At 62.1% G+C, this 25,465-nt stretch carries 25 protein-coding genes and 1 tRNA gene; 14 read left to right on the top strand and 12 right to left on the bottom strand.

Annotation, left to right across the window (positions count from 1 at the left end):
* Positions 1 to 170: 170 nt before the first annotated feature.
* Together V1289_RS12745 and V1289_RS12740 are read right to left on the bottom strand one after the other, a co-directional pair.
* Positions 171 to 950, bottom strand: coding sequence for a DUF2927 domain-containing protein (locus tag V1289_RS12745; RefSeq protein WP_334407430.1), 780 nt, complete (start codon positions 948 to 950; stop codon positions 171 to 173).
* A gap of 131 nt (positions 951 to 1,081) precedes the next feature.
* Positions 1,082 to 1,681, bottom strand: a complete 600-nt coding sequence (locus V1289_RS12740) for a L,D-transpeptidase (RefSeq protein WP_334397280.1) — start codon at positions 1,679 to 1,681, stop codon at positions 1,082 to 1,084.
* Between the two features lie 222 nt (positions 1,682 to 1,903).
* On the opposite strand from V1289_RS12740, the gene V1289_RS12735 reads away from it, so the two are divergent.
* Positions 1,904 to 3,451, top strand: a complete 1,548-nt coding sequence (locus V1289_RS12735) for an acetolactate synthase large subunit (protein WP_334397279.1) — start codon at positions 1,904 to 1,906, stop codon at positions 3,449 to 3,451.
* A 34-nt stretch (positions 3,452 to 3,485) separates the two neighbouring features.
* A complete protein-coding gene (locus V1289_RS12730; protein WP_334397278.1) occupies positions 3,486 to 4,001 on the top strand; it encodes a hypothetical protein in 516 nt (171 codons plus the stop codon).
* Positions 4,002 to 4,217: 216 nt separating this feature from the next.
* Here the strand turns inward: V1289_RS12730 and V1289_RS12725 are convergent, their stop codons facing one another.
* Together V1289_RS12725 and V1289_RS12720 are read right to left on the bottom strand one after the other, a co-directional pair.
* Positions 4,218 to 5,270 (bottom strand): HWE histidine kinase domain-containing protein, encoded by a 1,053-nt coding sequence (locus tag V1289_RS12725; protein WP_334397277.1) that lies wholly within the window; start codon positions 5,268 to 5,270, stop codon positions 4,218 to 4,220.
* A gap of 245 nt (positions 5,271 to 5,515) precedes the next feature.
* Entirely contained in the window at positions 5,516 to 5,722 is a 207-nt protein-coding gene (locus V1289_RS12720; protein ID WP_309179526.1) for a hypothetical protein, read from the bottom strand.
* A 290-nt stretch (positions 5,723 to 6,012) separates the two neighbouring features.
* Between V1289_RS12720 and V1289_RS12715 the strand changes: the two genes are divergently transcribed.
* The 6 genes from V1289_RS12715 (at position 6,013) to V1289_RS12690 (ending at position 12,308) form a co-directional block, all read left to right on the top strand.
* Positions 6,013 to 7,668, top strand: a complete 1,656-nt coding sequence (locus V1289_RS12715) for an acetolactate synthase large subunit (RefSeq protein ID WP_334397276.1) — start codon at positions 6,013 to 6,015, stop codon at positions 7,666 to 7,668.
* Between the two features lie 386 nt (positions 7,669 to 8,054).
* Positions 8,055 to 8,876, top strand: coding sequence for an AraC family transcriptional regulator (locus V1289_RS12710; protein WP_334397275.1), 822 nt, complete (start codon positions 8,055 to 8,057; stop codon positions 8,874 to 8,876).
* Between the two features lie 130 nt (positions 8,877 to 9,006).
* On the top strand, positions 9,007 to 9,468 hold the full coding sequence (locus V1289_RS12705) for a (2Fe-2S)-binding protein (protein ID WP_334397274.1): 462 nt from the start codon (positions 9,007 to 9,009) through the stop codon (positions 9,466 to 9,468).
* Between the two features lie 2 nt (positions 9,469 to 9,470).
* The gene (locus tag V1289_RS12700) at positions 9,471 to 11,651 is read left to right on the top strand and encodes a xanthine dehydrogenase family protein molybdopterin-binding subunit (protein WP_334397273.1); all 2,181 of its coding nucleotides are present in this window, start codon (positions 9,471 to 9,473) and stop codon (positions 11,649 to 11,651) included.
* A gap of 168 nt (positions 11,652 to 11,819) precedes the next feature.
* On the top strand, positions 11,820 to 11,960 hold the full coding sequence (locus tag V1289_RS12695) for a hypothetical protein (RefSeq protein WP_334397272.1): 141 nt from the start codon (positions 11,820 to 11,822) through the stop codon (positions 11,958 to 11,960).
* A 93-nt stretch (positions 11,961 to 12,053) separates the two neighbouring features.
* Positions 12,054 to 12,308, top strand: a complete 255-nt coding sequence (locus V1289_RS12690) for a hypothetical protein (protein WP_334397271.1) — start codon at positions 12,054 to 12,056, stop codon at positions 12,306 to 12,308.
* Between the two features lie 51 nt (positions 12,309 to 12,359).
* Here V1289_RS12690 and V1289_RS12685 read toward each other — a convergent pair whose 3' ends face one another.
* Positions 12,360 to 12,590: a hypothetical protein gene (locus V1289_RS12685; RefSeq protein ID WP_334397270.1), complete on the bottom strand. Its 231-nt coding sequence runs from the start codon at positions 12,588 to 12,590 to the stop codon at positions 12,360 to 12,362.
* Positions 12,591 to 12,596: 6 nt separating this feature from the next.
* On the bottom strand, positions 12,597 to 13,007 hold the full coding sequence (locus tag V1289_RS12680; RefSeq protein ID WP_334397269.1) for a DUF4118 domain-containing protein: 411 nt from the start codon (positions 13,005 to 13,007) through the stop codon (positions 12,597 to 12,599).
* A gap of 1,010 nt (positions 13,008 to 14,017) precedes the next feature.
* Here V1289_RS12680 and V1289_RS12675 point away from each other — a divergent pair.
* Positions 14,018 to 14,425 carry a hypothetical protein gene (locus V1289_RS12675; RefSeq protein ID WP_334397268.1) on the top strand — a complete coding sequence of 136 codons (408 nt, stop codon included), beginning with the start codon at positions 14,018 to 14,020 and terminating at the stop codon, positions 14,423 to 14,425.
* An 896-nt stretch (positions 14,426 to 15,321) separates the two neighbouring features.
* Entirely contained in the window at positions 15,322 to 15,444 is a 123-nt protein-coding gene (locus V1289_RS12670) for a hypothetical protein (protein WP_334397267.1), read from the top strand.
* Positions 15,445 to 15,889: 445 nt separating this feature from the next.
* Here V1289_RS12670 and V1289_RS12665 read toward each other — a convergent pair whose 3' ends face one another.
* Positions 15,890 to 17,011: an IS630 family transposase gene (locus V1289_RS12665; protein ID WP_334397266.1), complete on the bottom strand. Its 1,122-nt coding sequence runs from the start codon at positions 17,009 to 17,011 to the stop codon at positions 15,890 to 15,892.
* Positions 17,012 to 17,048: 37 nt separating this feature from the next.
* Here V1289_RS12665 and V1289_RS12660 point away from each other — a divergent pair, with 37 nt between their 5' ends.
* Complete coding sequence (locus tag V1289_RS12660; protein WP_334397265.1) at positions 17,049 to 17,342, top strand: LexA family protein; 294 nt, start codon at positions 17,049 to 17,051, stop codon at positions 17,340 to 17,342.
* Between the two features lie 100 nt (positions 17,343 to 17,442).
* Here V1289_RS12660 and V1289_RS12655 read toward each other — a convergent pair whose 3' ends face one another.
* The 4 genes from V1289_RS12655 to V1289_RS12640 all read right to left on the bottom strand — a co-directional run bounded on the left by V1289_RS12655 (position 17,443) and on the right by V1289_RS12640 (position 20,235).
* Entirely contained in the window at positions 17,443 to 17,664 is a 222-nt protein-coding gene (locus V1289_RS12655; RefSeq protein ID WP_334397264.1) for a hypothetical protein, read from the bottom strand.
* A gap of 321 nt (positions 17,665 to 17,985) precedes the next feature.
* Positions 17,986 to 18,060, bottom strand: a tRNA-Val gene (locus V1289_RS12650).
* Between the two features lie 129 nt (positions 18,061 to 18,189).
* Complete coding sequence (locus V1289_RS12645; RefSeq protein WP_334397263.1) at positions 18,190 to 19,473, bottom strand: hypothetical protein; 1,284 nt, start codon at positions 19,471 to 19,473, stop codon at positions 18,190 to 18,192.
* Between the two features lie 141 nt (positions 19,474 to 19,614).
* Positions 19,615 to 20,235 carry a DUF1134 domain-containing protein gene (locus tag V1289_RS12640; RefSeq protein WP_334397262.1) on the bottom strand — a complete coding sequence of 207 codons (621 nt, stop codon included), beginning with the start codon at positions 20,233 to 20,235 and terminating at the stop codon, positions 19,615 to 19,617.
* A 109-nt stretch (positions 20,236 to 20,344) separates the two neighbouring features.
* Between V1289_RS12640 and V1289_RS12635 the strand changes: the two genes are divergently transcribed.
* Positions 20,345 to 20,866: a YHS domain-containing (seleno)protein gene (locus tag V1289_RS12635; RefSeq protein WP_334397261.1), complete on the top strand. Its 522-nt coding sequence runs from the start codon at positions 20,345 to 20,347 to the stop codon at positions 20,864 to 20,866.
* A 1-nt stretch (position 20,867) separates the two neighbouring features.
* On the opposite strand, the gene V1289_RS12630 is transcribed toward V1289_RS12635, so the two are convergent.
* Positions 20,868 to 21,695: a 3'(2'),5'-bisphosphate nucleotidase CysQ family protein gene (locus tag V1289_RS12630; protein ID WP_334397260.1), complete on the bottom strand. Its 828-nt coding sequence runs from the start codon at positions 21,693 to 21,695 to the stop codon at positions 20,868 to 20,870.
* Positions 21,696 to 21,832: 137 nt separating this feature from the next.
* Here V1289_RS12630 and chpT point away from each other — a divergent pair, with 137 nt between their 5' ends.
* Both chpT and V1289_RS12620 read left to right on the top strand, forming a co-directional pair.
* Positions 21,833 to 22,480: a histidine phosphotransferase ChpT gene (gene chpT, locus V1289_RS12625; RefSeq protein WP_309179509.1), complete on the top strand. Its 648-nt coding sequence runs from the start codon at positions 21,833 to 21,835 to the stop codon at positions 22,478 to 22,480.
* A gap of 193 nt (positions 22,481 to 22,673) precedes the next feature.
* Complete coding sequence (locus tag V1289_RS12620) at positions 22,674 to 25,457, top strand: hybrid sensor histidine kinase/response regulator (protein ID WP_334397259.1); 2,784 nt, start codon at positions 22,674 to 22,676, stop codon at positions 25,455 to 25,457.
* Positions 25,458 to 25,465 lie beyond the last annotated feature (8 nt).

Below are 25,465 nucleotides of genomic sequence, written 5' to 3'. Positions count from 1 at the left end.
CATCGTCATTGCCGGGCATAGCCGTCCGAAGGACGGCGTCGCTTCCGCTCGCCTATGCCCGGCAATCCATCATTCTTGAGCGAGAAATCTTTTTGGATGGATGCGCGGGTCAAGCCCGCGCATGACGAATTGGAGATACGGCCATCAGCATCAGCCCGCGCAAGGACTGTTCACTCCGCGAGATTATTGACCTTGCGCACCCAGGCGCGCACGTCCGCGAGCACGTCCGGCAGCACCGCCTTGACCTCCTCGACCGTCATGCCGGCCTTGATCCGGGGATCGTAGAGCACATTGAGGATGTACTGGTCGTAGACGTCGAAAAAACCCATCGAGACGTTGTCGTTGAACATGGTCCAGGGCACGCTGGAGGTATCGTTGATCGGCCCCAGCGACTGCAGCAATTCCTCATAGGCGCAATCGAGGAAGACGAAGTCGCCATTATCGACGGTGAGGATCACGTCGGAATGTTCGATCTCGAACTGTTCGTTCTTGCGGAAGCCTGACAGGCACTGTGGATCCAGCGACGAGCGGATCTCCTTCGCCCGTTCGCTGCCGTAGAACGTGGTGATGGTGCGATAGAGGTCGCGGTCGCGCACCAGCTTCACCAGCACATTGGCATCGTCGCCGTTGTTGGCCATGGCGATGTCGAGATGCTGCACCCGCGCTGCGATGTCGGCCACGACTTTCGTAAGCTGGGCCTTGCGGTCCGCGCGGGTGCCGTCGGCGAACACCCGCACCGGCGTGTCGTATTTGCGGATGCGGTCGACCTTGCCGGCGAGATGATATTCGGCGCCGAACGCGGTCTTCAGAAAGCCGTCGACGATCTCACTGTCGGTGAAGCTCTTCTTCTCGGCGCGCTGGCGTTGCGCTATGGCGGGAATTTCGGCGCCGGCGGCGGGCGGCGCGACAGCCCCGCCGAGTACGGCGGCAACCAAGGCGGCTGCGAGCATTCGCGGAAATAGGGACCGGCCATTGGCGCTCATTGAAATGACGCTGCAGCAATCGGCAGAATCGCGCAAGGATTGTTTCGGGCGCGCCCAACCGCCGGAAAGATGCCGGGTTCCCTGACCGGCACGCGGCCCTAATTCTTCACGACCACCGTAGTGCCGATGGAGACGCGGCCATAGAGGTCGGTGACGTCGTCATTGGTCATGCGGAAGCAGCCCGATGATACCGCCTGTCCGATCGTCTCGGGCTCGTTCGAGCCGTGGATGCGATACAGCGTCGAGCCCAGATAGATCGCGCGGGCGCCGAGCGGATTGTCGATGCCGCCGGCCATATGGCGCGGCAGATCGGGACGCCGCGCCAGCATCTGCACCGGCGGTGTCCAACTCGGCCATTCCTTTTTCGCCGTGATGCGGTGGGTTCCGCTCCAGCGAAAACCGTCGCGGCCGACGCCGATGCCGTAGCGCAGGGCTTGGCCGTTTCCGAGCACCAGATAGAGCCGGCGTTCGGCGGTGTTGATGACGATGGTGCCGGGCGCATAATTGCTCGCAAAGCTGACGGTGGTGCGCGGGATCGGGCTCGCGCCGCCGCCGCCAAAGAAGTTCGGACCGCCGCCCATGATGTCGCGCGAGTCGGTGCCGAAGAAGCCAGAACCTCCGAAGTTTTGCGCCTGTGCGTGGCCGGCGCCGGCCAGCAGCGTCAGTGCGGCAAACAGCAAAGCAACGAAGCGGGTCATTTTCTTCCTCGCGAAAAAATCAAATACGCGATGAGTGAGGCCATAATCGCCGCGATTTCGCAAGCAACCAGTCCGTGAAGCCGCCTATTTCAAACGGTGCGGTTAAAAAAGGCAACACGCCGCAGGCGATGGCTGCAATGATCAGCTAAACCTTTGACGAAACGTGTGAACAATGATTGATCTTGATCGGCCTTCGAGAAAAATCGCGGACGGGAGCGAGACATGAACGGTGCGGAAAGTCTGGTGCGGACATTGGTCGCGGGGGGCGTCGACGTCTGCTTCTCCAATCCAGGCACCTCGGAGATTCATTTCGTCGCTGCCCTTGACCGGGTCGAGGGCATGCGCTGCGTGCTCGGCCTGTTCGAGGGCGTGGTGACGGGCGCTGCCGACGGCTATTTCCGCATGAAGGGCACGCCGGCCTCGACGCTGCTGCATCTCGGACCCGGCCTCGCCAACGGCCTTGCCAACCTGCACAACGCCAAGAAGGCGAATTCCGGCATCGTCAACATCGTCGGCCAGCACGCCACCTACCACATCGGCTATAACGCGCCGCTGACCTCCGACATCGAGGGGCTGGCGCGGCCGATGTCGGCCTGGGTGCGGACCTCGCCGGATGCCAAATCCGTCGCCGCCGACGGCGCGGCCGCGATTGCTGCCGCCAAAAGCGCGCCGCCGCAGATCGCGACCCTCATTCTTCCCGCCGACACCGCCTGGAACGAGGCCGACGGCATTGCCGAGGCGCCGGCAGAAGGCCAGCGTGCCAATTACTCCGCGCAGGCGGTGGACCATGCGGCCAAGGTGTTGCGCAATGGCGGGGCAGAGACGCTGCTGTTGATGACCGGCAGCGCGCTGACCGAAAAGGGACTGGCGCTGGCGGCGCAGATCGCGGGCAAGGCCGGCTGCAAGGTGATGGGCCAGACCTATAATCCCAGGATGGCGCGCGGCAGGGGCCGGTTCGCGATCGACCGGATTCCCTATGTGATCGAGCTGGCTTTGCCGATCCTGAAGGATTTCAAGAACATCGTGCTGGTCGAGGCCAACGACCCGGTGGCGTTCTTCGCCTATCCGAACAAGCCGAGCATGCTCAAGCCGCAGGGCTGCGAGGTGCATCGCATGACCACGGGCGCGGAAAACTCGGTCGCCGCCCTGGAAGCGCTGGCCTCCGCGCTCGGCGCCAAGCCGGAGAACAGGCAGCCGCAAAAAATGGTCGAGATCGCCAGGCCGACCGGGGCTTTGACCTACGCCTCGATCGCGCAGGCGCTGGCGATGGCGATCCCGGAAAACGCCATCGTGGTCGACGAATCCATCACCACCGGCCGCGGCTTCTTTCCGCCGACGGCGGCCGCCGCCCCGCACGACTGGCTGCAGAACATGGGCGGCTCGATCGGCTTTTCGACGCCGGTGGCGACCGGCGCTGCGGTGGCCTGCCCGGACCGCAAGGTGATCTGCATGGTCGGCGACGGCAGCGCGATGTACACGCTGCAATCGCTGTGGACGCAGGCGCGCGAAGGCCTCAACGTGGTCACGATTGTATTCGCTAATCGCATCTACCAGATTCTGCGCGGCGAATTCGACGGCGTCGGCGCCGGCGAGCCGGGCCAACGCGCGCTCGACATGCTGAAGATCGACCGGCCGACCATCGACTTCGTCTCGCTCGCCAAGGGCATGGGCGTGCCGGGCCGCGCAGTCGACAATGCCGACGATCTCAACAAGGCGTTGGCGGAAGCCATCGCCGAGCCGGGACCGCGGTTGATCGAAGTGCTGATGTAAGGGCGGCCGTCGCCGCCCGTCCTTCGGAGGCGACATGCAGGCGGAGTTGCACAAGCTTGTCGGCGCGATCCGGGAGTTCTATGCCCGCGAGGGGCATTTGTTCGAAAAGGATCTGGGCGAGCGCACGCTCACCCACCGCCTGGCGGTACAGATCGAAAAGCACTTTCCGGGTTGGGAAGTCGACTGCGACTATGATCGGCTGGGCGAGCGGACGCTGCGGCTGCCCCATGGGACGGTCGTCTCGACCGACGATCATTTCGGAAAGTCGATCTATCCCGACATCGTCGTGCACCAGCGGGAAATTCCCAACAATCTGCTCGCCATCGAAGTGCGCAAGGCGAACAACCATCAGCCGCTCGAACACGACCAGCACAAGCTGCAGGCGCTGACCGATCCGCATCTGTGGTTCGCCTACCGGATCGGCGTGCTGGTGACGCTCGGCAAGCAGCAGGTGACGTCGTCGGAGGTCTATGTCGGCGGCGCGCTGGACATGAGCCTGTCCGGCTTCTTCGCCCAGCAGCTGAAGGATGTCGGTCTGGAAGCGAGTTAGATGTATTTCGCAACACACGGACTCGCGGCCATCCTTCGAGACGCGGCGAAGACGCCGCTCCTCAGGATGAGGTCCGAGATAGCTTTACAGCCTCCTCACGATGAGCTCTCAAACCCTCATGATGAGGAGCGCGGCAGCGCCGCGCGTCTCCGGACGATGCTTCGCGTCGCCGGGAGAACCATGAGGCCCGGACTCCATCCAAGCCGAATGCCCGCTCTACGCCGCGATGCTCGGGAAGCTCAGTTCGCAGACCAGGCCTTCGGGCTTCCACTGCCGGCTGATGCTGCCGCTCAGCGTGCGGATCACGCCGTCGACGGCGCCGACGCCAAATCCCTTGCGCACGGGTTCGGCGGTTCGCGGGCCGCCGGATTCCGTCCAGTGCAGCAGAAGATTGTCGGCCGCGTCGGTTTGCCAGCTGATGTCGATCGTGCCGCTCGGTTTCGACAGCGAGCCGTATTTGGCGGCGTTGGTCGCGAGCTCATGCACGGACACCGCGATCGCCTGCGCCAGCGTTGCCGGCAGCCGGATATCGCAGCCCGTGATGCTGACCCGCCTGGCATCGTTGGCGGCATAGGGCCGGAGCTCTTCCTCGATGATGGTCTTGAGGCTGGCGCCGGTCCAGCGCGACACCGAGAACAGCCGCTGCACATTGGCCAAAGCGCTCAAGCGGCCCTGAAACGCCGCCTGAAACTCTTCCGCGGTTTCGGCCTTGGTCAATCGCAGCATCGCCTGGATTACGGCGAGCAGATTGTTGGACCTGTGATCGACCTCCTGGGTCAGCAGCATCATCCGCTCTTCGGCCTGCTTGCGGGTGGTGATGTCCACCAGCATGTTGACGGCGCCGATCAGCCGGCCGGACTCGTCTCGAAGCGGCGTCGGATAGGGCATGAAGCAGATGCGCGAGCCGTCCGGCCGTTCGGCGATCGCTTCCATGTCCCGGACCGGGCGATTTTCCTTGAGCGCAATCGCCATCGGACAATCTTCATGGGCCAGCGGCGTGCCGTCCGGCAGGAACAGCTTCCAGGTCACGCACCACATGTCGCCGATTTTCGGCGTCCGTCCGGCGAATTCGACGCAGCCGCGGTTGAAGAATGTGATCCGTCCCTGGGCGTCGGTCGTGTAGATGGCGGCGGGCAGCGCCTGCAGCAGGTCGCGGAATTGCTTTTCGTGGGATTGGCAGTCGTCCGGGGCGCCGGATGCGATGGCGGCGTGCTCGGCCAGGATCCTTTCGAGATCGGCCTCTTCCGAATGCCTGAACAAATTCAACATTATCCGCCCTGTCACCAAACGCCACACCGGTGGCAATGGTCGCTAATTCGTCACAAAGGCAAATGTTCCTGCGGGTTCGTTGCAACTGGCTAAAAATAGCGGAAATCCGCCCCGGGCCGTGATGACGTGCGCAGGCCGGTGCCGGCGAATGAGCCAAGCCAAGTGACAAAGCCAAGCGACAAGGTCAAGTGACGGGTCAAATGAAAGGGCCGCCTGAAGGCGGCCCTTCTGTGCTGCTCGCTCCGTTACTTCGCGTCGTCGCTCGACTTCTTGGCCGGCTTTTTTGACTTCTTTTTGGATGCCATCTTGGTCTTCGGTGCGTCGCCCTTGCTCATGGTGTCGCCGCTCTGGGCTGCGGGCGCCGTGGTGCTTCCGGCCTTGTCCGGCGTTTGTGCCGAGACGGTCGACGACACAAAGGCGAGGGCGGTGGCGGCGAGGATAAGTCTGCGCATCAGGTAGATCTCCAAGTGTTTTTCAGTGAAGTTGTTTTTCAGTGAAGTGTTTTTCTCCTGGTGCTCGTCCCAGGGTTTTTTTTCCGGCGCGCTTCAACGGAACCGGCACGCCCTCGGTTCCACAGCCTGGATCAGTTGTCCGTGAACAGCGCGTGTACGGCACGAGCGGGCAATCCTGCTCATTGCGATCGCAAGCGCCGTCCAGACGCTTGCGATTGCGGTCGTCGGGTTCCCGTCGCATGATCGATGCGTGCGCGACGGCTGCAGTGCCGGCAACAGGGAGTGGAACGATGGCCAAGGGCTCCGACCTATTGGTGGCGGCACTGGAAAACGAAGGTGTCGACCGCATCTTCGCGCTGCCCGGCGAGGAAAACCTCGACGTTCTGGAATCGCTGCGCCATTCGAAGATAAAGCTCGTGCTGACCCGGCATGAGCAGGCTGCGGCCTTTATGGCCGCGACCCACGGCCGGCTGACCGGGCATCCCGGCGTCTGCCTGTCGACGCTCGGGCCCGGCGCGCTGAACTTCACCACCGCCGCGGCCTATGCCCATCTCGGCGCCATGCCGATGCTGATGCTCACCGGCCAGAAGGCGATCAAGAGCGCGCGGCAGGCCCGGTTCCAGATCGTGGACATCGTCGGGGCGATGCGGCCGCTGACCAAGATGACGCGGCAGATTGTTTCCGCCGCCTCGATCCCGGCGATGGTGCGCGACGCCTTCCGCGTCGCCGTCGAGGAACGGCCGGGCCCCGTGCATCTCGAATTGCCCGAGGACATCGCCGCCGAGCCGGCCGACGCGCCTCTGATGTTGCCGCATCCGGTCGACCGGCCGGTGGCGTCCGCCGCAGCGATCGATCGAACGGTCGCGATGATCCTGGAGGCAAAACGTCCGCTGATCATGATCGGCGCCGCCGGCAACCGGCCGCGCCTCGTCGACGCGCTGTCCGATTTCGTGCGCCGCACCCGCATTCCCTTCTTCAACACCCAGATGGGCAAGGGTGCCGTCACCGGCGGCTCGAATCTCTATCTCGGCACGGCCGCGCTGTCGGAACGCGACTATGTCCATGACGCGATCGACCGCGCCGATTTGATCATCGCCATCGGCCACGACACCGTGGAGAAGCCGCCGTTCCTGATGGGCAAGGCTACAGGCGGTCCCAAGGTGATCCATGTCGGCTTCGTCTCCGCCAATGTCGAGGAGGTGTTCTATCCCGACGCCGAACTGATCGGCGACATTGGCGCATCCGTCGCAGCACTGGCCGGACGGCTGGAGGGCAAGCTTACGCCCGATCAGGGTATGCCGGAGCTTCGCAAAAACATTCTTGCCCACATCAACGAGCGCGCCGAGGACGAGCGCTTCCCGATCATTCCGCAGCGTCTGGTGCACGACGTCCGCGCCGTGATGCCGGAGGATGGCATCGTTTGCCTCGACAACGGCATGTACAAGATCTGGTTCGCGCGCAATTATCGCACCCATGTCGCCAACACCCTGCTGCTCGACAACGCGCTCGCCACCATGGGCGCCGGATTGCCCTCGGCGATCTCGGCAAAACTGCTCAACCCGCATCGCCCTGTGATGGCGATGTGCGGCGACGGCGGTTTCATGATGAACAGCCAGGAGCTGGAAACCGCGGTGCGGCTGAAGCTCGATCTGGTGGTCGTGATCGTCGAGGATTTTGCCTATGGCATGATCCGCTGGAAGCAGGCGGTCGATCACTTCACCGATTTCGGCATGACCTTTGGTAATCCGGATTTCGTCACTTATGCCGAGTCCTATGGCGGCCACGGTCATCGCGTCGCCTCCGCCGCCGACCTGGTGCCTACGCTGGAGGCGGCGTTTACGGCCGGCGGCGTCCACATCGTCGCGGTGCCGATCGACTACAGCGAGAACACGCGCGTGCTGGTGGATGAGCTGGGCGGCCGGGTTGGCAATGTGGACGCTGGGTGAGAACCAGACTGAAAGACGACCGGTGTTTTCAGGTCCCGCCAACAACTTGAAAATGATTTGTGCGCCGTTTGAAATCCATAGCGCTGGCGTGCAAGTAAAAGGTAGAGGTCGCCAGCTAAGGCGGCCCGAGGAACGATGGCCATGTGGCTTGTCTTGACGGAAGCTTGATCCGGATCTTCGCCGGAGCGGGTCTCTTTGCGCTGATCGTTTCGAAGAGCTATCTGTTGGCGTTCATTAGGTGCCGGAGTAGTAGTTGTATCCAGCAAAACGAGAATGGACTTCATTCAGGTGGGAGTTGATCTATCCTACCGTCACTGCCAGCACGGAGATCCGACTTGGGGACGATAATTTCTAGCCTCGATGCGCACAAGCACTTGCGCGCCACAATGACGGCCTGCAGCTGGCGAGCCGGTTGGCGCTCGCTGCTGATCCGGGCCTACGAGGATCCGGCAGAGGCCGAGGAATTCGTAACTCCCGCTACTCGCGATCATTTGATCGTTCTCGTTACCGGTGGCTCCTGCGACGTGGAGGTCCGCTATCGCAAGGGTTGGCAGCACTCTCATGCCGAGCCGGGCCACATTGGTATGACGGCTCCGGGACAAGCCGCTACACTGCGATGGCGGGGAAACACGACACACAGCAACCTGCAACTCCATCTTCCGGCCGCGACCATCGAACGCGTCGCACGAGAACTCAGGCGTAAAGGTCCCGCGGCCCCGATCTTGCCGAGCGGTATCGGAAGCAGCGATCCCCTGGTGAGCCAGCTGATGCTGAGTCTGAGCGCTGCGTTTCAAGAATCCGCGCCAGATCTTTATGCTCAGACTGCGGGAGAGATGTTGGCCGCCCATCTCTTGGTCAGGCACGGCGGCTACGGGGAGCCACACTACCGCAACGCGAGCGACGGCCGGCTGCGCAAGGTCGAAGACTTCATGCGCGAGAATCTCGCGTCCGCAGTGAGTCTGGAGGATCTGGCGCGCGAGGCAGGAGTCAGTCGGTTCCACCTGCTGAGATTGTACAAGAAGCTGTATGGGCAGACTCCCCTGCAGCATCTGACCTTCCTTCGCATGGAAGAGGCGAAGCGCCTCTTGAAGGGCCGGAACGAAACGATTCCGACCATTGCCGCCAGATGTGGATATGAGAATCCATCGCATTTTGCGACCGCCTTTCGGCGGGTGGTGGGGGTGACGCCGAGGTCCTATCGCCGATAGATCCATAGCAGGATCGACGAAACTGGGGGCAATAACGCGGGCATCAAAGCAATCCCGCGAGCGACGGTCCGTTCGGGCTGCAATATAGATCTCGTTCCTCAACACTCTATTGGTGCGGGATTGGTGCGGGATGACATACGTTCTCAAGATAAACGGGAAGTCGCATAAGGTGGACGTGGACGGCGAGACGCCCCTGCTATGGGTGCTGCGGGACGTTCTCAAGATGACAGGAACGAAGTTTGGATGCGGTATGGCGCTTTGCGGCGCTTGTACGGTTCACATAGACGGCGCGGCGACACGATCTTGCATCACCACGGTCGACAGTGTCGGGAAGGCCGCAGTGACTACTATCGAAGCCATCGGCGAGACTCCTGCTGGCCGGAAGGTGCAGCGGGCTTGGCTCGATCATGACGTCGTTCAGTGCGGATATTGTCAGTCGGGGCAGATCATGGCGGCAGCTGCGCTGCTGGCGAGCAATCCACGCCCGACGGACTCGGAGATAAACGACGCGATGTCCGGCAATGTATGCCGATGCGGCACCTACAATCGCATTCGAGCTGCCATAAAATACGCGAGCGAGGGAGGGCGTTAACAATGCGGCAAACCACCGACACGCTCACGCGGCCAGTATCGGGCGCAGACGAAGCAAGAGTCTCTCGCAGAGCGCTCCTGAAGGTCGGTGCGACCGCGGCAGGGGGACTCGCCCTGGCGGTTGCCCTGCCGTCCTGGTCCATGGCTGATGGAAGCGATAGCGGCGCGGTCTTGAATGCGTTCGTGAGAATTGAGCCAGACGGCCGCGTACGCTTGACCATACCGTCAGTCGAGATGGGGCAGGGGGTCTATACCTCGCTCTCAATGCTCTTGGCGGAGGAGCTCGAAGTCAAGCTCGACCAGATCGAGGTCGAACACGCGCCTCCGAATGACGCCCTCTACGCCAATCCGTTCCTACATTTGCAGGCGACAGGATTGTCATCCTCGATCCGGGGTTTCTGGTTACCCCTTCGGCAAGCTGGCGCCGCGGCGCGCCTCATGTTGATCACGGCGGCGGCCCGGCGTTGGAAAGTCGACCCGGCGGCCTGCACCGTCAAGGATGGAGTGGTTTTGCATCCGTCGGGCGCCAGGTCGCTGCCCTATCGGGACTTGCTGCGATCCGCGGCCGAATCGGGACCTCCCGCTCTCGATCGCATCAAGCTGAAGGAGCAAGGACAGTTCAGTCTCATTGGAACATCCCCGAAGAGACTTGAGGCTCCCGACAAGATCAGTGGACGAACGCAGTTCGGAATCGACGTGATGCTGCCGGGCCTGAAGGTCGCGGCGATAGCAATATCTCCGGTGCTTGGAGGAAGACCCAAGGCCGTGAACCAGAGCGCGGCACTCGCGATCAAGGGTGTGCATCAGGTGGTCGCGGTCGATGAGGCGGTAGCCGTCGTTGCTGACCATATGGGCGCTGCTAAGAAGGGTTTGGAAGCCGCCGCGATACAGTGGGACGACGGTCCTAACGCCTCGATAGATAGTAAGAAGCTCGTCGAGCAGCTCAAGAAGGCATCCGAAAGCCCGGGGGTCGTGGCGAGAAACGAGGGCCAGTTCGAGCAGGCGTTCTCCGGCGCGGCTCGGCGTTTGGACGCGGTCTATGAGTTGCCGTTTCTGGCTCACGCAGCCATGGAGCCGATGAATTGCACGGTGCACTATCGGAAGGACATCTGCGAAATCTGGGTCGGCACGCAGCAGCCCACCGTCACGCAGGCCGCGGTCGCGACGCTCACTGGAATGCCGAAGGAAGCCATTGTGATCCACAATCAGTATTTGGGTGGAGGCTTCGGCCGCCGGCTTGAGCCAGATGGTACCCTTCTCGCGGTCAAAATTGCCAAGCAGATCGACGGTCCCGTCAAGGTGATCTGGAGCCGCGAGGAGGACATCCAGCACGATCTATACCGACCCTACTACTACGATCGGATATCGGCGGGTCTCGACGAGGCGGGAAGACCTGTCGCGTGGCACCATCGGGTATGCGGCTCTTCGGTCGTGGCCCGGTTTTCTCCGCCCCTGTTCAAAAACGGTTTGGATTTCGATGCGATCGAAGGGGCTGCCGAGCCGCCCTACGCAATTCCCAACATTCTCGTCGAATACGTTCGGGCCGAGCCGCCCGGCATTACGACCGGGTTTTGGCGTGGTGTAGGACCGGTACACAACGTCTTCATCGTCGAGAGCTTCATGGATGAGCTGGCCTCCGCGGCCAGGCAGGATCCCGTCGAATTCCGCAGGAATCTTCTAGCTCACAATCCCCGAGCTTTGGCGGTCCTGGATCTTGCCGTGCAGAAGGCCGGCTGGGGTCAGCCGATTCCTCCCGGAAAGGGCAGGGGCGTCTCACTTCAGTTCGCCTTTGGAAGCTATCTTTCGCAAGTGGCGGAGGTGGCCGTCGACGAGAAAGGAAATGTGAGGGTGGAACGTATCGTCTGCGCGGTGGATTGTGGATTGCCGGTCAATCCGAAGATGATCGACGCACAAATACAGAGCGGAACGATCTTCGGACTCACGGCTGCGCTGCGCGGCGCGATAACGATCAAGGACGGCCGAGTCGAGCAAGGCAACTTTGACTCTTATCCGCCGCTGCGCATCGATGAAACGCCACCAATCGAGACCCATATAGTGGCGAGCACGGCTGATCCTGGCGGCTTGGGCGAAGCGGCTACAGCGGCTGTGGCCCCCGCGGTCACGAATGCCATTTTCGCGGCGACGGGGCGCCGCATCAGAAGGCTGCCGATACAGCCGGCCTAAAATTGGACGCCGATGGGGGGCAAAGTTGAACGCCGATCGACACTTCGGTCCCGGTCCGCCGATGCTTTAGCGAAGGAGGGCACAAGGCCGGGCATGACGAGAGTCTGAGGTGGAACCGGCGACCGTTGCCGGCGTTGTCGTTGCGGGCGGGTCTCGAGGAGAAGCGCCATGCACCGGCGATCGGCAACGGTACGGACCGACACAATGCTCGGGGCCGAAGACGATGAAGCCCTTTACGCCATCGGCTGGACCCTCGGCAGCCTGGCAATGCTGGGGACGATCGTCGCGGTCTGGATATTCGGGATGTGAGGCGTCGGCGTCGTATCGATGATCGACACAGGGGATCGACAGCGGGGATCGAACCGTGGTGATAACCAACCCACGAGAAACAAGGTGGATGCCATGACCTTCGGATATCTCCAGCCGTTTTCCTTCCAGATCGGTCCTCGCACCGGCCCCACCATTTCCCACCTCCGCCATGGCGTGACGGAGATAACCCTGAGCGACGGCCGATCCGTTCGCGCCACTCTGCACGTCAGGTCCGTCACAGCCGACCCAAGAAAGCCGGGTAAGATCGACGTGTCTTACAATGTCATCGCGGAAGTCATCAACACGCCGGACGTTCCAATTCTTGATGTGCACGAAACGATTCAGTGATGGCCGGATGATTTTATGTGAGAATGTCGCGTTCTCGAAGTCCTGATGGCGCTATCTCTGCAGCACCCGCTTGCCGCCGGTCATGAGCAGCCCGAGCCTGCGCCCAATCAACAATCCCAGCACCAGCAGCACGCACCACACCGGAAAGAAAAACAGCGTCAGGATTCCGGCGTCCTCGGGCTCCTTCTGCAGCAGCCATTTGACGACGCCGACCGGTGCGAACAAGCCGATCGCGCCGCCGGTCAGGCTGGTGATGAGGATGACGAGTTTTTGCAGGCTCATGGGCGGCTAGTTCGGCAAGCGTCCGGTGAGGTCCGACTCGCCAGGGAATTTCATCCGGATCGCCAGCGCTTCCCGGTACAGATGCGAAAAGCAGATCAGCAATGAACTGCACAACACGAAGATCGCAAAACTGTCGTAGTCTTCAGGGGTGAGGGGATTGAATTCGAAGATCGGCGGCATGAAGGCCCACCACACGATCGGGATCGCGAGAACGGCGGCAAAAATGCCGGCCGGAACGCCGCCCAAAAGGCTCGCCATCAGGATCGCGGGAAAGAACGCGGCGAAGTACAGCGTAGCGCCGAAAGAGGCCAACACCTCCTGCATGGTCGCTGCAAAAACGACAGCCAAAAATGCAGTCAAGAAGGCGGAGAGCGACCAAGGTTTTAGCTTGAGGATATAATCGGCACCATTACCCATCGAACGCCCCTGAAATCCAACGCTTAAAACTCAAGGGTATCGGAGGCGGAACACAAATAAAAGCCCGGTAAAAGCCCGGATCGGCGTGACGGCCGGGGCCAGTTTCCGGAATTGGCCGGCGCTAGAACCTGCGCGCGCAGCGCGAATTCGTAAGCCGATTCAACGTGATTTGCCCTGCCCAGTCCTTCCTGAGAAAATATTCCTCTTCTCACCTCCCCCAAATCACCGGTAGAAACCCCGCCGTCTCATCCCCCAGAGGGGCGTTGGCCATCGTCACGAACGTTGGGATGAGATGCGGTGGACGCGGCAGCGTCGTCGCGCTTTGGATTCGCAGGGTGGGCTTCGGCTCGTGAGCGATTGACGACGCGCAGACGAACGGCGCTGATGCGTACGGCAAAACCGTGTGGTCCTGGCACCCGTTGCTGGTGTCAAGTCGGCGGAGGTTTTCGTTCGCCCAACCGGGTTCGCAAAACCTTCAATCCGCCGATGACGGTGACAAGACGAATTCGTCGCCGGGAAGAGCGCGGCATAAGCCGTAAAACCATTGCGCGGGGATGCCGGAATGCTCCGACTGTACCTGTATGCTCGTGTGCGCTTTCTTTTGTGCATTTTGCGCACGAGACCGCGGGTGCAGCAAGCACCCGGCATTCCCTGCGCCCTCTTTTCTTTGGGCGAAACGATTTGCAAAGCCCGGCCAAACGCGCCGCGGGAAGGCGGAGGTTTGTTTGATGAGTACGGATGGGCCACATCCTCGGTCGTCATCACCCGCGCATGCGGGTGATCCAGTATTCCAGAGACGCAGCGATTGAACCGAGAGGCCGCGGCGTACTGGATCCCCCGCATGCGCGGGGGATGACGGCTCTGTTGTCATTGCGAGGAGCGACGCGACGAATTGGTCGCGGGGCGAGATGAGGCATGCGGTCGCTCGGCATACGGAACCTGCTGCGGTCAATTCCTCGCCGCAATTATTGAGGTAAATGAACCGTGGCAGGGCAACACAGGACGACGACATGGAGTTTCTCATCCTTGCTGTCATCATCGGCGCGAGCTTTGGCTTGGGGTATGGCGCACGCGAACTCGTTTCCCGCCAACGCCGTCACAGGCGCAGACACAGGCTCCGGGACTGGCCCGGCGAGGCGGTCCCTCGTCCGAACCCAGAGCTGCAAAATCCAGAACCGGATCGGCGGCCTGTCGAACCGGCAGGGGAGTTTGCCATCGATCTCGATCGCCTGCAGATCGCAGCGAACGACGATCGTGCCGGCCGCGACCAGCGATCGCAGGATGGACGGCGTGTCGATCCGGGAATCCGGCGAAACGAGCTTGATGTCGCCGTGCGGGATTTACTGGTCGAACTCAACCGGCTCTCATCTCACGAAGGCGCGTCGCCTGGTCCGGCCAATTTCCAGCGGTTGGGTTAAAGCCGGGATCGCGCTTTGCGCTCTGTCTGTGAATGTCTCTGCCGGGCTTGGCGGCAAAATCAAATATGGTGGACGCACAAGGGATCGAACCTTGGACCTCTCCCGTGTGAAGGGTTTTATCTGAGGTGCTAACATGGCCAGTTCTCCGTCATACGTTGGCGTGAAGGTCTGACAAAAGATGTGGTAGGCAAGCAGTCCTAGTTCGAATCGGCCGCGCATCATGACGGCAGTTGTCTCCGAAGCATCGCGGAATTTAAGCCAAGCCTGTGCCCGTTCGGGGCGGTGTGCGTGAGCAGTGAAAAGAGAATCAACGTCGACATTCGACCGCCAAAAAGGAACGGTCGGGTCGCGGTGGTAAAATTGCATTTCTACTTTTCGATTTCTGCTTACGCGGCGTTCGACTGAGAAGAGGGGATTCCGACTAGGGTTTTTATGTACGCTGGAAAAGTATCGACGGCCCGAAACTCAACTTGCCTAGACGCTTCGCCCACGGCCTCGCACCATTTCTCAGAACACCAACTGTATGACTTTTGTAATTCAGCCCATGCTTCATCGCTGAGTGTGCTGGTTTCACTTGCCAGTCGGTCTAGCTTTTCAGCGGCACGTCCGTTTCGTGGGTCGTCGGGATGCTTGGCCTGCAATGATCTGCGCCAGTTCGCCGAACGTTTCAGGCTGCCGCTAAGAGAAAAAATACAATTCTATTTGCTATTATTTATCATATTCTACTTTTGATGCCGGGTAATCCCGGCTTACTTTGTGCTCACGTCAATTAGCCGCCGTGAGCGGTGCGGTGTTCTTGTTGAATAATTTCGGCCGATTGAGCATTACTAATGCTGAACGTCTGGCACGGTGAGCCGGGTCAGATTAGACGGATAGGCCGCCAACTGAGGCGTTCGATGCGCGACTACACGACGAAAGAGAAAGTTAAGATCACGGTCGGAGCCATCTCCGCCGTCGTCACCGTCGGGTTGCTCGCGGCAATCGCGCTGGGCTTTCTCTGGATGCCACCACCGCCATAGGAAAGTGAGGCGGCCTTACTTCGGCGGTAGGTCGCCAGTGAACCAGCCAACAGCGTCGGATTTCATCGGATCATTCGGAATGGCGATTTGTTCGACGTGATCGCATTCTGAGCAGTTGAACCTGCGAAGATCAAACCCCGTAGGCCCAGGCGAAGTGCGCGCAAGCCGCATGCGCGCTCGGCATTTTGGGCAGCGGAGTTGCTGAATTGCGGACAAAGGGATTGCGGCTGGGTAATCTGTCATTGCATTCCACCTTGCTTCAGGCGGGAGCACAACGCTCTCAGTCACCGGGTAGAAGCCGAAGAGGGCGGTGATGGGATCAGTAGATTCCCCCTACACGCGGGTGTCGACTTTAGAAACATTAATTCGGCGAGCGTGAACCGCGAACGAGCTTAAATTCAAAACAGGCCACTGCACATTTCAAACTAGTACCTCGTCACAGTGATTATGACTCTTTGGACGTTGCGGGATAAGCGCGGCCCATTTTGGCGCGGGCTTTTTCGGTTGTGAACATCCATTTGATGCGGGCAGCGGCGGCGTTTCGTTGCTGCTCCCATGCGGCGATTTCGCTGATCAGACGCTTGGGATCGTCGATTCTGCGGTCCAGGCACTGGCCGCGGAGTACGCCGATCTCGATCTCGACCATGTTGAGCCAACTGGCATGCTTGGGGGTGTAGTGGAACTCCAGCCGGCGCAAGATGCGCCGGGCTTCGGCGGGGGCGAATGCCGCATAGAGGGAGCCTACGGAGTGGGTCGACAGATTGTCCTGCACGACCCGGATGCACGCGGCATCGGGATAATGGACATCGACCAGTTCGCGCATGCATTGGGCGTAATCTTCTGCCGCCCGTCGCTCTGTGACTTTGACCTTGCGCCAGGGCCGATGCACGTCGACGCAGATAAAGAGATTGACGGTGCCGTTGCGGCGATATTCGCAATCGTAGCGTTCGAGTTGGCCCGGCTCGGCGGGGATCGGCTCGCGAACCTCGCCGATGAGCTGGACCGGGCTCTCGTCGAAGCAGACCACCGGCCGGTCGGGATCAGGCGCTTCGGCATAGAGGTCGAGCACGTCTTCCATGCGGGCGACATATTCGCCATCGACCTTTGGAATGCACCACATATCCTTGCGCCATGGCTTGAGGCCGTTTTCGGCCAGCCGCCGGCGTACCGTCTCGCCCGACAGGCTCTCGTGCCCGGTGAGCTTGACCATGGCGTCGGCCAAAAGCTCCAACGTCCAGCGGGCGCGACCCTCCGGAGGGGTTGCGCAAGCCGTTGCCACCAGCAGGGCTTCCTCCTTGCCAGTGAGCTTGCGCTCCGCGCCTGGACGCGGATCCTCGCTCAGCGCCCGTTCCAGATTGCCTTCCACGAAGCGACGCTTGGTCCGGTACACGGTGGAACCGCCCACCGCCACGGCGCGGGCAATCTCTTCATCGCTGCGGCCGGCATCGGCCGCCAGCAAGATCTGGGCGCGCTTGAGCTTGCGGGCGGCCCGCTTGCCCTTGCTCAACATCGCGGTGAGTTCGCTGCGTTCGGCTTGGCTCAATTCGACCCGATAACGTACATTCATCCCGACCTCCTTGTCGGAGGACCGGACGAATCGACAAATGAATCGAAAATCAGGCGCCGCTCGCAGCCTCACGGCTCAAGGCTTCACCGAAAAGCAAGGCCAGTACCTGGCTTTCATCTACACCTACGCGCACATGTTCCGGCGCCCGCCCGCTGAAGCCGACATGCAGCGCCACTTTCAAGTCAGCCCGCCATCGGTCCACCAGATGATCGTGACGCTCGAACGAAACGGTCTCATCAGGCGTCAACCCGGCCTCGCCCGAAGCATCCAAATCCTCGTTGCTCCGAAAGACCTGCCCATCCTGAACTGGCTCGGAATCAACCAGTCATAATCAATGTGACGAGGTACTAGGCCACTGAGGTCGGAAACAGGCCAGCACCCCCTCAGCGGTACTGGCCGAAACAGGCCGCTCTCAGCCAACTGAGGCGGCCTTACGGTAGGCCAATTCGAGCCACGGCCATTTCCGCGATTTCTCGCGGCTCGCTAATGCCGGTCACGCTGACCTCAATAACCTTGCGAGCCACCATCTCACAAAGCGGGTCGTTACGATCAACCAAGCCCATCGCATGTAGGGCAAGGTTGAAGGCCTTGTTTAAAAGTTCGATTTCCTCCGGCGCGTGTTTGCCGGCTTTCAACAATCGATTGATTGGCATTGTCCCGCCCTCAGCCCGAGCGCAAGTTCCGCCCTTGTAGCACGGGAACTCCGTTCACGGGCGGAGAACTACGGAAGTACCTCCAAAAATCTAGGTAGGAGTGCAGACACGCGACCAAATTAGGCCACTACCAAATTCAAAATTGGCCACTAAGGGTCGAAAGAGGCCAGTACCCAAATGACGGAACGTCTCGCGAACCTGCTGCACGGATTTTGCACGGAAGTGCACGCCATTTCGTGCTTTGTTCTGCGTGCAGGCGCCAAACCTCAGCACAATCCACCGCCGCTCTAAACTTTAGATGTTTGATTTTGTTGAGCGTTCTGGTGGACGCACAAGGGATCGAACCTTGGACCTCTCCCGTGTGAAGGGAACGCTCTCCCGCTGAGCTATGCGTCCGGGATTTTTGGCACACGACCAGAGGCCCTAAAGCGGCGCCGGATCGTAAAGATGCCTCGTCAGAGCCCGCGATTTACGAAGTGCAGGCCCATAGTGTCAAGCGATCAGTCAGGTCAAGGGCGAAGAGATTTACGCCCCCTGCTGGCGGGCGCGGGAGGCATGCGACTGCAGCGCCCGGATCCGTTCGGCCAGCGTGCCGCCGCCTTCGGGGATGGCGGCTGGCGCCGCGGCGCCATTGGCCGGTTTAGGCGGGGTTTTGGGCGCCGCCGGTTCCGCGGCCAGCATGGCCTCGATCGCCGAATTCGGACCCTCGAGTTGCATCGCGAGTTTTGCGACTTCGGCGGCGATGTCGTTGATGCGCTCGCGCAGCAGTGCGTTTTCCATCCGCTCGGTCGCCCAGGAACTCTCGGCCTGCTGCTGGATCGCGTTGATGTCGCGCTGCAATTTGGCGCGTTCGTCGCGCGCGACGCGGAGTTGCTCCTCGACCGCGGCCTTCTCGGTGCGCAGCTTTTCGATCGCGGGCGAATTGCCGCCGCCGCTCAGGGCGGCGATCTCGACGCGCAATTCCTTGGCCATGCGGTCGGCGGCCTCGTTGGCCTGCTTGAGCTGGTTGTTTTCATATTCGCGTTCGGCGAGCAGCTTGCCTTGCGTCGCCAGCCGGCCTTCGAGATCGTTGACGCGGTTGCCGAGCATCTCGGCTTCCTTGACCTGGACGATCAATTGGCGGTCCAGATCGGTGACGCGCTGGCTCAAATTCTCAACCCGGCTGCGCGCCTCGTTGAGTTCACGCGTCGCGTTTTCGGATTCGGTCCGCTCCTGTGCGAGGCGGGCCTGGGTTGCCGCGAATTCCTTTTCGGCGTCGCCGACGCGGCCCCTCAATTCCTCGATCTGCGTGCGCACCGCGATCAGTTCGACCTGGCGGCTGTCCGCCATCAACGATCGGTCGGACAATTCGTGATTGATCTTGGCAAGCTCGCGTTGCTTGTCGGTCAGCGCGTGTTCGGCATTGCGCAGCATCTCGGTCTTGGCGGCGAATTCCTCTTCGGTAGCGCGCAACTGCTCCTTGACCGCCTTCTCGCGGGCTTCGAGCGAAAAGATCGTGGCGTTCTTTTCGCCAAGCTCGATCTTCATGCGGTTGATCGCATCGGATTTCTTGCCGAGTTCGGCGAGCTGGCTGGTGGTCTTGTTCTTGAGTTGGTCGACGCTCATCTCGAGCCGCCGCGCCGACATCGCGAATTCCGCGCGCAACTGGTCCTTGTCGGCCTGGATTTCGGCCATCGACAGCGGGGTGGCGGCCTCGAGCCGCCGCGTCGTCAGCCGGACCGCGCGGTTATGCACCAGCGGCACGATCATCAGACCGAACAGCATCGAGACCAGAAAACCGATCGCCAGATACATGATCGGTTCGATCATGGATGGTAACTCCCCGCGGCAATAAACAAATCGTTAATCACAATGCCATGGCGGACCGGCAAAAGGCCAGCCCAATGCCGCGTTAACGTGAATCGTCAACCGGAGGCGTTGCTGTCCCGGACGTTGCCCCGAAAGAGGACGTCAGAACGGGTTCCAGGTCGCGCGCGGGGTGTATTTGAGGTAGCCGATATTGGCGCCGAGTCGCAGCCCGATGCCGGAGCGGATCGGCACCAGCACGATGTTGTTGGCGGTCAGCGCGGTCATGCCGAAGCCGCCGACGATATAGGCCGAGCCGTCGATGCCGACGAAGCGCTGGTAGATCGCGTTGGTGGCCGGTAGATTGTAGACCAGCGTCATGGTGCGAGCGCCGTCGCCGCCCCAGTCGAAGCCGACCGAGGGACCCTGCCAGTAGACCCGCAAATCGCCGGCATTCTTGGTGTAGAGCGTGCCCTCGCCATAGCGCAGGCCGGCCACGAAGGCGCCCGAGCCTTCTTCGCCCAGCACGTAGCCATTGGGCAGGCCCCATTGGCTGACCGCGCGCTCGATGATGGAGGCGAGCCCGCGCGACACGTTGCCGAAGAATTTGTGCCCGGCACCGACCAGTTCGTCCGGCCCGTAGGTGTTGGGGGCGGGCTGGCGCTGTGGCGGAGGTGCCTGCGGCGGCAGCTGTTCCGGTGGCGGTGCCTGCTGCGCCGAGACGGGCACGGTCCAGCACATCAGCGCGGCGAGCGCTACCGCGGCTAGGCGTGATGCGAAAATCATAAAGAACCCCTGGTATCGAATTCCGGCCGCCACCTTAACCTGACACCAACAAGCACGGCTCTAGGTTGCGTCCAGTGTCCCCTCGACTCGAATGTTATCGGTACCAACTATGACGGCACAACGGCAGGAAAGATACGGTTGGCCCCTGGGGAAGGCCTTTTTGGCTCTATTGGCGGGCTTTTTCGCGTCTATTTGCCTTGATTTGCCCGGCTGTGATTTATCGGCCCTGGCCGCGACCACCGAACGGGTGGTGGTCAACCACTATTCGGGCCTCGCCATCGAGGGTTTCGACCCCGTCGCCTATTTCACCGATTCCATCGCAGTGCAGGGCGTGGCCGACTTCGAGGCCTCGGAATCGGGCGCGGTCTGGCGTTTCCGCAACGAGGGCAACCGCGCTTCGTTCGTGGCCCATCCCGAGGTCTACAGCCCGCAATTCGGCGGCTACGATCCGGTCGATCTGGGGCGCGGCGTGACCTATGCCGGTAACCCGCGGTTTTGGCTGGTGACGGGCGCGCGGCTTTATCTGTTCGGCCGCGAGCAAAGCCGCGACGCCTTCGCCGCCGATCCCAACCGTTTCCTGAAAGGCGCCACCGCGCGCTGGCCGGAGCTGGAACAGACGCTGGCGCAGTAAATCAGGACGCTGCCGAAGGATCGCCCCAGGCGATGAACTCCGGCACGATGAAATCCGCAGCACCCGAGCCGAAATGCAAGGCGGCGCCCTTCGAATCCGTGATCTTGCCGCCGGCGGCCGTGACCACCGCATGGCCCGCGGCGACATCCCATTCGCAGGTCGGCGACAGGCGGGGATAGATATCGACGCCGCCCTCGGCCACCCGGCCGAATTTGACCGCCGAGCCGAGCACGGCCCGAACCGCACCCGATCTCGCCGCGATAAAGGCTTCGGTCCGCTCATCGCCATGCGAGCGGCTGACCGCCACGGTCCAGGGCGCGCCACGCGGCGGGCAGGCACGCGTATGGATCGGCTCAACGCGTGGGGCCGCCCCGTCGCGCATCGTCAGCCGCTCCGCGCCGCGGCCGACGATGCCGCGCCAGATCACACCGAGCGCCGGCGCGCCGACGATGCCGAGCAGCGGCGTCCCGTTGGTTACCAGCGCCAGATTGACGGTGAATTCGTTGCGGCCGGCGACGAATTCCTTGGTGCCGTCGAGCGGGTCGATCAGGAAGAAGCTGCCCTTATACGGTAGCCGCGCCAGCTGGACGCGCTCCTCGGACAGCGAAGGCAGGTGGGGGGCCAGCCGCGCGAGGCCGTCGGCGATGATACGGTCGGCCGCGAGATCGGCTTCGGTCACCGGCGATCCGTCGGACTTGCCGTCGACCTGCATGGCCGAACGGTTGACGGCAAGGATAGCGGCGCCGGCCCGGATCACCAGATCGGTCAGCGGTTCGATCAGGCTGGCGGCGGCGTCGCGATCGATCACGGGGGGAAGTGCCTCATTCATATGCGGGGCTCATAGGCTGTTCGTGTTCCCTTGTCATGGCCGCAAGCTGGCCGCACGCGCGTCCACAGTGTATCAAGCCAGCGCGCATGCGTGATTCGTAACTGCCCGCTTCTCGCGCGGCCCTCCAGGAACATCTGATGTCTGCCACTCCGTCTCCCGGTCCCGCTCCCGATGCCCTCGAACTGGCGGCGTTGTTGTGTTCGCGAGTCTGCCATGATCTCATCAGTCCGGTTGGCGCGATCGTCAATGGGCTTGAGGTTCTCGACGATAATCCGAAGCCCGAAGACCGCGAATTCGCACTCGATCTGATTCGCAAGAGCGCCAAGACCGCCTCGGCACGATTGCAGTTCTGCCGGCTGGCGTTCGGCGCCGCCGGATCGGCCGGCGCGCAGATCGATCTCGGCGACGCCCAGAACATGGCGCGGGGCCACATCGAGGACGGCAAGATCACCATCACCTGGAATTTGCCGCGCCTGCTGTTGCCGAAGAACCGGGTCAAGCTGCTGTTGAATATGCTGGTCATTGCGCAGCAGACGATCCCGCGCGGCGGCACGCTGACGATCGATCCGGTCGGCGACGGTGAGACGATGAGCTTTCGCGTTACCGCCGCCGGTCTGAACGCCCGCCTGCCGCAAAATATCGCCGACCTCCTGAGCGCGAGTTCGACCGCATCGGTCGATGCGCATGCGGTGCAGCCCTATTATACCCGGCTGCTCGCACAGGCCTGCGGGCTCAGCGTGACGCTTGCGCCCGACGGGGAAAAAGTGGTCGTCGCCGCGTCCTGAAGCGCAGCCCGGCGCAAACATGGTTAACCAAAGGTTGATCGCCGGTCATCGGATTCGATGAAGCCGTCTTATCTCTTTGTTGATCCCGTTCTTTTCCAATTGCTCAACCAATATTAAACGGTTTGCATAGAAGCTGGCCAAATTCCGTAAGGCGCGTCGATGTCGCGTGCCCGTACGTGCGAAGGCCAGTTTCATGGATGATTTGTTGCGTGAATTTCTGACCGAGACCAGCGAGAGCCTGGATACGGTCGACAATCAGTTGGTGAAGTTCGAGCAGGACCCGAGCGACGCCAAGATTCTGGATAACATCTTCCGCCTGGTTCACACCATCAAGGGCACTTGCGGCTTTCTCGGCCTGCCGCGGCTGGAAGCGCTGGCGCATGCCGGCGAGACGCTGATGGGCAAATTCCGCGACGGCATGCCGGTGACTGCGGGCGCCGTGACGCTGATCCTGTCGTCGATCGACCGCATCAAGGAAATCCTGGCCGGGCTGGAAGCGACCGAGAACGAGCCCGAAGGCACCGACGAAGACCTGATCGAGAAGCTGCATGAGATGGCCGAAGGCGGCGCCCATGCAGCAGCGGCCGAGGTTGCAGCGGCAGCCGTCGAAGTCGCAGCCGTGCCGGTCGTTGTAGCACCACCGGTTCAGCCCGCGGCGACGCAGGGCACGCTGGTGGATCAGGTGCTCGAGCGGCCGTTGCGTCCCGGCGAAGTCTCGCTCGACGATCTCGAACGCGCCTTCCGCGAGACCGCCATCGAAGTTGCGCCCGCGCCGCAGGCTGTGGCTCCCGCCGCCAAGCCGGCTGCGCCGGCGCCGAAGCAGGAAGCCGCCCCCGCCGCTGCGGCCGAGCCTGCGGCCGCAGCGAAGGAGAAAAAGCCGTCCGTGAGGAAGGCCACTGCCGCCGCCGACGGCGATGTCCAGGAGGCCGACAAGATCGCCAACCAGTCGATCCGCGTCAACGTGGATACGCTCGAACATCTGATGACCATGGTCTCCGAGCTGGTGCTGACCCGCAACCAGTTGCTCGAGATCTCCCGCCGCAACGAGGACACCGAGTTCAAGGTGCCGCTGCAGCGATTGTCGAACGTCACCGCCGAGCTGCAGGAAGGCGTCATGAAGACGCGGATGCAGCCGATCGGCAATGCCTGGCAGAAATTGCCCCGCATCGTGCGCGACCTCTCCGGCGAACTCGGCAAGCAGATCGAACTGGAGATGCACGGCGCCGACACCGAGCTCGACCGCCAGGTGCTCGACCTGATCAAGGATCCCCTGACCCATATGGTGCGCAACTCCGCCGACCACGGTCTGGAGACCCCGGCCGAGCGCGCCGCGGCCGGCAAGGGCGAGCAGGGCACGATCCGGTTATCCGCCTATCACGAGGGCGGCCACATCATCATCTGCATCGCCGACAATGGCCGCGGCCTCAACACCGAGCGGATCAAGGCCAAGGCAGTCCAGAACGGTCTCGTCAGCGAGGCCGAACTGGAGAAGATGACCGAAGCCCAGATCCACAAGTTCATCTTCGCGCCGGGCTTCTCGACCGCCGCCGCGATCACCTCGGTGTCCGGCCGCGGCGTCGGCATGGACGTGGTGCGCACCAATATCGACCAGATCGGCGGCACCATCGACGTCAAGTCGGTGGCCGGCGAGGGTTCCTCCGTCACCATCAAGATCCCGCTGACGCTCGCCATCGTCTCCGCCCTGATCGTGGAAGCCGCCGGCGACCGCTTCGCGATCCCCCAGCTCTCGGTGGTCGAGCTGGTGCGCGCGCGCGCCAACTCCGAACACCGCATCGAGCGCATCAAGGACACCGCGGTCTTGCGGCTGCGCAACAAGCTGTTGCCGCTGATGCATCTGAAGAAGCTCTTGAAGATCGACGACGGGACTTCTTCCGATCCCGAGAACGGTTTTATCGTGGTGACGCAGGTCGGCAGCCAGACTTTTGGCATCGTGGTCGACGGCGTGTTCCACACCGAAGAAATCGTGGTCAAGCCGATGTCGACCAAGCTGCGGCACATCGACATGTTCTCCGGCAACACCATTCTGGGCGATGGCGCCGTGATCATGATCATCGACCCCAACGGCATTGCCAAGGCGCTCGGCGCCGCTGGCTCCGCCTCCCGCGAGCTCGCCGACGAGCACGCCGCGTCCCATGCCAATTCCGGCGAACAGCTGACCTCGCTGCTGGTGTTCCGCGCCGGCAATGCCCAGCCCAAGGCGGTGCCGCTCGGCCTCGTCACCCGTCTGGAAGAGATCTCGACCGACAAGATCGAACTCAGTAACGGCCGCTACATGGTGCAATACCGCGAGCAGCTGATGCCGCTGGTGCAGATGCACGGGGTCAATGTCCAGACCGCGGGCTCGCAGCCGATCCTGGTGTTCGCCGATGACGGCCGCTCGATGGGCCTTGTGGTCGACGAGATCATCGACATCGTCGAGGAACGCCTGCACATCGAGGTCGCCGGTTCCGGTGAGGGCATTCTGGGGTCGGCCGTGATCAAGGGTCAGGCCACCGAAGTGATCGACGTCGGCCACTTCCTGCCGATGGCGTTTGCCGACTGGTTCTCGCGCAGGGAGATGCGCCCGGCCGCGACCGCGCAATCGGTGCTGCTGGTCGACGATTCCGCCTTCTTCCGCAACATGCTGGCGCCGGTGCTCAAGGCTGCCGGCTACCGGGTGCGGGTCGCCCCCAATGCGCAGGAAGGCCTGACCGCCCTGCGTTCGGGACAAGTCTTCGACGTGGTGCTGACCGACATCGAGATGCCCGACATGAACGGGTTCGAGTTCGCGGAAGTTATCCGCGCCGACCAGCATCTGAGCACGATGCCGATCATCGCGCTGTCCTCGATGGTGTCGCCGGCGGCGATCGAACGCGGGCGGCAGGCCGGCTTCCACGATTACGTCGCCAAGTTCGACCGTCCCGGCCTGATCGCGGCGCTGAAGGAACAGACCGCCGAGACCAGGCGTGCGGCATAAGGGAATCA

It is taken from the genome of Bradyrhizobium sp. AZCC 2289 (assembly GCF_036924615.1).
Lineage (GTDB): Bacteria > Pseudomonadota > Alphaproteobacteria > Rhizobiales > Xanthobacteraceae > Bradyrhizobium.
This window is presented reverse-complemented; position numbering and strand designations above follow the sequence as displayed.